The organism is Candidatus Frankia nodulisporulans (assembly GCF_902806475.1).
Taxonomy (GTDB): domain Bacteria; phylum Actinomycetota; class Actinomycetes; order Frankiales; family Frankiaceae; genus Frankia; species Frankia umida.
In genome coordinates, this window is the sequence record NZ_CADCWS010000251.1 from 1 (window position 1) to 5,900 (window position 5,900).

A 5,900-nucleotide genomic window follows, 5' to 3' on the forward strand; every position below is an offset into this window, starting at 1 on the left:
GGCCGTGCTACCCAACCCCGGCCGGCTCGACAAGGAGACCGCCGCCGCAGTCCTCGCGGTCCACGAGGACGCCCCCGGCGGCAAGACGTGCCGGGCCTGCCGGTTCCGCTACCGCAAGGGCGCCCGGTCCTGCCCGTCGGTCGTGTTCGTCCGCTCCGGCCCCCGCGCCGCGTTCGCGCTCCTACCCGCCGACACCGTCAACCGGCCCTGCCGGGCCTGCCACGGTCCCGTGCCGGTCCCGGCCGCCGAGGTCGGGCTGGTCACCGCGGACGGCGGGCCGCTGTGCGAGTCCTGCCAAGGTCAGCCGTCGCTGTTCGCCGACCTCCCGCCCGCGGCTGCCCGCCAGGCCGCACGCCGTGGGGGCCTGCGGTGACCCGGCCAGCGACCTCGAACCGGCCCCGCACGCCACGAGTGGTCTGCGGCGGCTGCGACCGCACGGTGCCCCGCAGGGCGGACGGCTTCCCGGCCGTGCACTACCTCGAAGGCCGCCATCTCTGCCCGGGGGTCGTGCGATGAGCCACCGCCACGCCCGCTACCACGGCTCGGTCACCGACCTACACGGCCAGATCTTCTGCGTCAACGCCTGCACCTGCGCCGACGACGCCTGCGCCACCGCGGATGAACCGCGCTACGAGCTGGCCCAGCTCGATGGCCCGCAGCTCAGCCACGTCCGCCGCGCGTCGTTCACGGTCGTGCCCGACGCGCGGGACAACCAGCCCGGCCCCTGGGCCGCCCGAAAGGACTGACCGCCATGGCAGGCGAAACCGTCATCACCATCGTCGGGAACCTCACCGCCGACCCCGAACTGAAGTTCCTCCCGACCGGCGCGGCCGTCACGAGCTTCACCGTCGCCTCCACCCCGCGCACGCTGGACCGGGGCACGAACGAGTGGAAGGACGGGCAGCCGCTGTTCATGCGCTGCTCGATCTGGCGCAAGCCCGCCGAACACGTCGCCGAATCCCTGACCAAAGGCGCCCGCGTCATCGTCGTCGGCCGGCTAAAGCAGCGGACCTTTGAAACCCGGGAGGGTGAGAAGCGCACCGTCGTGGAACTCGACGTCGACGAGATCGGCCCGTCGCTGCGCTACGCCACCGCCAAAGTCGTCCGCGCCGCCCGCGGCACCGGCCCGACGGGCGCGGATGCCTACTCGACCGGGCCGGCCGGCGACGAGCCGCCGTTCTAACCCGACTCTCGGACCGGCGGTCGGCCGCACCTGCCGTGCCGGCCGCCGGCCCTGACCTGCTTGACCAGCCCATATACCGGCCTCGTGCCACTCCCGTACCAGAAACGTGCCAGTTTCCTGCCACTCCCGTACCGGTTTGGTACCAGAAATCGGCCGGGTTTTGTGTGTCGCTTTGTACCAGCGATTAGAGCCACCATTGCCGTGCCCGGAAAGGAGGAACCCCGATGCTGCCCGACATGCTCGCCGAGGCCCGGCCGCGCATCGAGGACGGCACCTTTCCCGAATTCTGGAAGCAGCTAAACCGGATAGCCGGCTGCACACGGCCCATCCGCCTGTCCGGCCACATCAACCACGTCGACACCGCCACCGGCGAGATCCGCCCCCACTTCGACTCCGCCACCAAGCCGGACGGCACGATCCTCATCCCCTGCGGCAACCGGCGGGCCTCGGTGTGCCCGTCGTGCTCCTGGACCTACGCCGGGGACGCCTGGCAGATCGTGCATGCCGGCCTGGCCGGCGGCCGCGACGTCCCCGACAGCGTCACCGACCACCCGGGGCTGTTCGTCACGGTCACCGCGCCGAGCTTCGGACAGGTTCACACCCGCAACGCGGCCAAGGGCCAGCCCGCCCGGACCTGCCACCGACGCCGGGGCCTGTGCCCGCACGGCAACCCGATCGGCTGCCTGCGCACCCACAGGGACGAAGACGACCCGATGCTCGGGCAGGCGCTCTGCCTGGCCTGCTACGACTTCGCGGGCGCCGTCCTGTGGAACGCGACCGCCCCGCGGCTGTTCAAGCGCACCGTTGATCTCGCCTACCGGCGCCTGGCCGCCCACGTCGGCCTGCCGATCCTCGGCTACACCCGCCGCGACGGCACCCGCCGCATCGGCGTGCGCGACCTGGTCCGCATCTCCTACGTCAAGGTCGCCGAGGGACAGGCCCGCTGCCTGATCCACTACCACGCGGTGCTGCGGCTGGACGGCGTCGACCGCGACGACCCGGACGCCTGGCCCGAACCACCCACCTGGGCCACCGGCAAGCTGCTGGCGTCCTGCTGGCGCTGGGCAGTCGACCGGGCCCGTGAGCCCTGCCCGAACCCGGCCGGCGCCGGGCAGAACGATGCCCGCTGGGGTGAGCAGCACGACGAGAAGTACCTCGTCGTGGCCGGTGGCGCCGAGCTCGACGACCACACCGCCCTGGCCGGCAGGCTCGACGCCGGCACCGTCGGCAACTACCTGGCCAAGTACGTCACCAAGGACCTCGGCGCCGGCAGCGCGCTGGCCCGGCCGATCCGGAGCACCGCCGACCTGTTCGGCGTCCTGCCCTACCTCACCCCGCATCAGGCCGCGATGGTCCAAACGGCCTGGGACCTCGGTGGGCGCCTTCACGTCGAAGGCCTGCGGCTACGACACACCGCGACCAAGGACCTCGGCGGCGGCGCGCTTGACCGGCCGATCCAGACCACCGCCGACCTGCACGCGGCGCTGGCGTCCCTCACCCCACGCCAGGCCGCGAAGGCCCAATCGGCCTGGAACCTCGGTGAGCGCCTCCACGTCACAGGCCTGCGGCTGCGGGCCAACGCCCACCAGTACGGGTTCCGCGGTCACTGGCTGACGAAGTCGCGCCGGTACTCGACGACGTTCGGCGCCTGCCGCCAGGCCCGCCGCGACTGGGCCCGCACCCACGACGGCGCCGGCAACCCGCGCACACCGCTGGACGCCTGGAACCGCCCTCTCGAAGACGACACCGGCGACGAAGTCATCGCCATCGGCGACTGGACCTTCGAAGGCGCCGGCTACCGCCTCCCCGGCGACGCCCAGCTTGCCGCCATGGCCGCCGACCTCGCCCGCATACAACGCGAGGCCGCCCGCGACGCAGCCCGCGAGGCACGCGCCGCCGCCCACGCCTGACCACCCCCAACCCACTCCGGAAGGAGACCTCCATGACCGTCACGGCCATCGGCGTCGACCGCCTGCCGACCATCGCGGCCGGCGCCGACCTCGACACGGTGCGCGCCGCGCTGCGCGTGGTCCTGGCCCAGCTCGACGACCTCGCCGCCGCCGCCCGCGTGACACCGGCCCGCCCGGTGCTCGCGCCGGCAACCGACCCGACCGAGGGCATGCCGCCGCTGATCCCGGTCGAGCGCGCCGCCGAGCTGCTCAGCCTGTCGCGCTCCGCCGCCTACCGGCTCGCGGCGGCCGGCGAGCTGCCCTCGCGCCGCCTCGGTGGCCGGGTCTTCATCGTCACCGCCGGCCTGCGCGAGATCCTCACGCCCGAAGGCACCGCGGCATGAAGGGCTCGGTGTACCGCAAGGACGGCAAGTGGGCCTACCGCTTCGACCTCGGCCCCGACCCGCTGACCGGCCGGCGCCGCCAGCCCTCCAAGTCCGGCTTCGCGACGAAGAAGGAAGCCGACAAGGCGCTGCGCGCGGCGATCGCCGCGGCGGAGTCCGGCCGGCACGTCGGCGGGTCGCGGCGCACAGTCGCGGAGTTCTTCGACGAGTGGTGCAAGGCGATGGCCGCCTCGGTCCGGCCGAAGACGCTGGCCAAGTACCACCTGTGCCGTGACTCGTACATCGTGCCGGTGATCGGCGAGACGGCGCTGCAGGACCTGACGCCGGTACGGCTGAACCTGATGTACGCCCACCTGCTGGAGAAGGGCCGGGTGCACCGCCGCGGCCAGCAGGGGGCGGGGCTGTCGCGGGCGACGGTGGCCACGGTCCACCGGGTGGTGCGCCGAGCGCTGGCGGATGCGGTCCGCTGGGGCTACGTGCCGCGCAACGTCGCCGAGGACGCGCGGCCTCCGTCGGTCGGGCGCCGAGCGGCCACGGTGTGGACGCCTGACCAGCTCCGGGCGTTCCTCGCCCACGTCAAGGACGATCGGCTGTACGCGCTCTACCTGCTGATCGTCACGACCGGCATGCGCCGCGGTGAGGCGGTCGGGCTGCGCCGCGAGGATGTCGACCTGGCCGCCGGCACGGTCGTGCCGCAGCGTCCGCGCATCGTGGTCGACGGCCAGACCGCCGAGGGTGAGACCAAGACGGAGTCAGGCCGCCGCCCGCGCGCGCTCGACCCGGTGACGCTCGCCGCGTTGCGGGTCCATGTCGAGCGGTGGGAGAAGGAGCGGGCCGACACCGGCCACAGCAACGAGCTGCTGTTCTGCTGGCCGGACGGCGCCTACATCCATCCGGACTCGGTGACCGACTGGTTTCAGCAGCACGCCCGCGCCGCGGGGCTGCCGGTGATCAGGCTGCACGACGTCCGGCACAGCTACGCCACGGCGGCGTTGAAGTCCGGGGTGCACCCGAAGGTCGTCAGCGAGCGTCTCGGCCATACCGACGTGGCGTTCACGCTGCGTACCTACAGCCACGTCATCCCGGGCATGGACGAGGCGGCGGCCGGGCTCGTGGCCGGGGTGATCCTCGGCCCGGCGGACGACAACGAAAAGCCCCCTGTGCACGAAACCGTGCACGAGGAGGCTGGTTCGCCGCTGGACGACGAGGAGGAAAAGGGCTGATGCCCTGCGTAACCTGGGTGGAGGTGAGGGGACTCGAACCCCTGGCCTCCTCCGTGCGAGGGAGGCGCTCTACCAGGCTGAGCTACACCCCCTGGAAGCAACTGAAGCTTACAGGACGGCGGGGCTTAGATGACGAGCACCCCTCGCTGTCGGCAACGGGGTCGGTTGCAGCGGCAGCGGCTGGGTCCCCGGGACGCTTGGCAGTTCGGCGATCAGATGGTCGAACAGGTCGGCGGCGTCGTCCGGGGGGAGCAGACCGGCTTCGTGGCCGCTCCAGCCCCACCGCCGGGCGCCGTCGAGGACGATCTCCCGGTCGGGGCCGGCTTCGCCGGGGAAGGCGATCACGGCGTCGTCGGACGGAGGCGGGCCGTCGAGGGGACGGTGCCGCCACAGTTGCAGGGCCTCTTCGGGGCACCACGTCTCGTCCCGGATGGCCAGCTGCCACGCCGCCCGGCCGGGCCGGTACACGGCCAGGCGGATGGACGTCCCGCGGCAGCGAAAGTGCAGGCCGAGGCCATCGCGGCGGACTCCGCGCAGGTCAACCGGCACGGCGCAGCTCGCGGGGCAGACGAGGTACCCCTCGGCTCGCAGCCGGTTCGTCCACGCCTTGAAGGACACGTCCTTGGCGGACACAGCTGACGCTGCCTTCCTGGTCGGGCTGGGTGATGTCGGGCGTAACGCCAACGCCAACGGCGACGCCAGGACCGGTCGCGGCGGTCCTGGTCAACGGCCGCGTCTGCTCCAGGGGCCGCGTCTGCTCCAGGGGCAGTGCCTGCTCCAACGGCGGCATCTGCTCCGACAGCGGCGCGCGGACCTGTGACCAGGCCACCCGGGTGGTGGTGCCAACATCGAGGATCGACGTCGGCACGTCACACGTGTGGTGGCGTAGCCGAGAGGTGGCGGTGGACCAGCTGAATCCCTCGCGCCGCGGCGGCCCGCGCTATCAGCTAGCGGGCCGCCGGGCTCGTCATGGCGGGGACGAGCCTCAGAAGGCGCGAGGGCCGGGACATGCTGGACAGCCCGGACAACAGGAACAAGCTCCAGCGCTACAGACAGTGCGCCACGCCCAGTGGGAGGCGGGGCCGTGCTGGAAGCGGAGCGTCACCCTTCTGATTATGCACGGCGACGGGTATGCGCGAGGTCACGTGACGGCTGGGGTGCTGGTCGGCGGTCATATGCCGGACTGGCCACGGAAAACCAG

Annotated in this window: 8 protein-coding genes and 1 tRNA gene; 7 read left to right on the forward strand and 2 right to left on the reverse strand. The window is 72.5% G+C overall.

Annotation, left to right across the window (positions count from 1 at the left end; all coding sequences use genetic code 11):
* From G6R24_RS17315 to G6R24_RS17340, 6 genes are all read left to right on the forward strand, one after another.
* Window positions 1-373, forward strand: a 373-nt coding sequence (locus tag G6R24_RS17315) for a hypothetical protein (protein WP_163550265.1), incomplete at its 5' end; no start/stop codon positions are given.
* A gap of 139 nt (window positions 374-512) precedes the next feature.
* On the forward strand, window positions 513-746 hold the full coding sequence (locus tag G6R24_RS17320) for a hypothetical protein (RefSeq protein ID WP_163550266.1): 234 nt from the start codon (window positions 513-515) through the stop codon (window positions 744-746).
* A 5-nt stretch (window positions 747-751) separates the two neighbouring features.
* Window positions 752-1,183, forward strand: a complete 432-nt coding sequence (locus tag G6R24_RS17325; protein WP_163550267.1) for a single-stranded DNA-binding protein — start codon at window positions 752-754, stop codon at window positions 1,181-1,183.
* A gap of 224 nt (window positions 1,184-1,407) precedes the next feature.
* Window positions 1,408-3,093: a replication initiator gene (locus G6R24_RS17330; protein WP_163550268.1), complete on the forward strand. Its 1,686-nt coding sequence runs from the start codon at window positions 1,408-1,410 to the stop codon at window positions 3,091-3,093.
* A 32-nt stretch (window positions 3,094-3,125) separates the two neighbouring features.
* The gene (locus G6R24_RS22680) at window positions 3,126-3,476 is read left to right on the forward strand and encodes a helix-turn-helix domain-containing protein (protein ID WP_217451640.1); all 351 of its coding nucleotides are present in this window, start codon (window positions 3,126-3,128) and stop codon (window positions 3,474-3,476) included.
* Window positions 3,473-4,699, forward strand: coding sequence for a site-specific integrase (locus G6R24_RS17340; protein ID WP_163550269.1), 1,227 nt, complete (start codon window positions 3,473-3,475; stop codon window positions 4,697-4,699). The genes G6R24_RS22680 and G6R24_RS17340 overlap by 4 nt, the downstream gene beginning before the upstream one ends.
* Before the next feature lie 18 nt (window positions 4,700-4,717).
* Here G6R24_RS17340 and G6R24_RS17345 read toward each other — a convergent pair.
* Both G6R24_RS17345 and G6R24_RS22685 read right to left on the reverse strand, forming a co-directional pair.
* Window positions 4,718-4,791: transfer RNA gene (locus tag G6R24_RS17345), tRNA-Ala, on the reverse strand.
* Window positions 4,792-4,807: 16 nt separating this feature from the next.
* Window positions 4,808-5,332 (reverse strand): hypothetical protein, encoded by a 525-nt coding sequence (locus G6R24_RS22685; protein ID WP_225438656.1) that lies wholly within the window; start codon window positions 5,330-5,332, stop codon window positions 4,808-4,810.
* Between G6R24_RS22685 and G6R24_RS17355 the strand changes: the two genes are divergently transcribed.
* On the forward strand, window positions 5,322-5,519 hold the full coding sequence (locus tag G6R24_RS17355; RefSeq protein ID WP_163550270.1) for a hypothetical protein: 198 nt from the start codon (window positions 5,322-5,324) through the stop codon (window positions 5,517-5,519). The genes G6R24_RS22685 and G6R24_RS17355 overlap by 11 nt on opposite strands.
* Window positions 5,520-5,900: the final 381 nt, after the last annotated feature.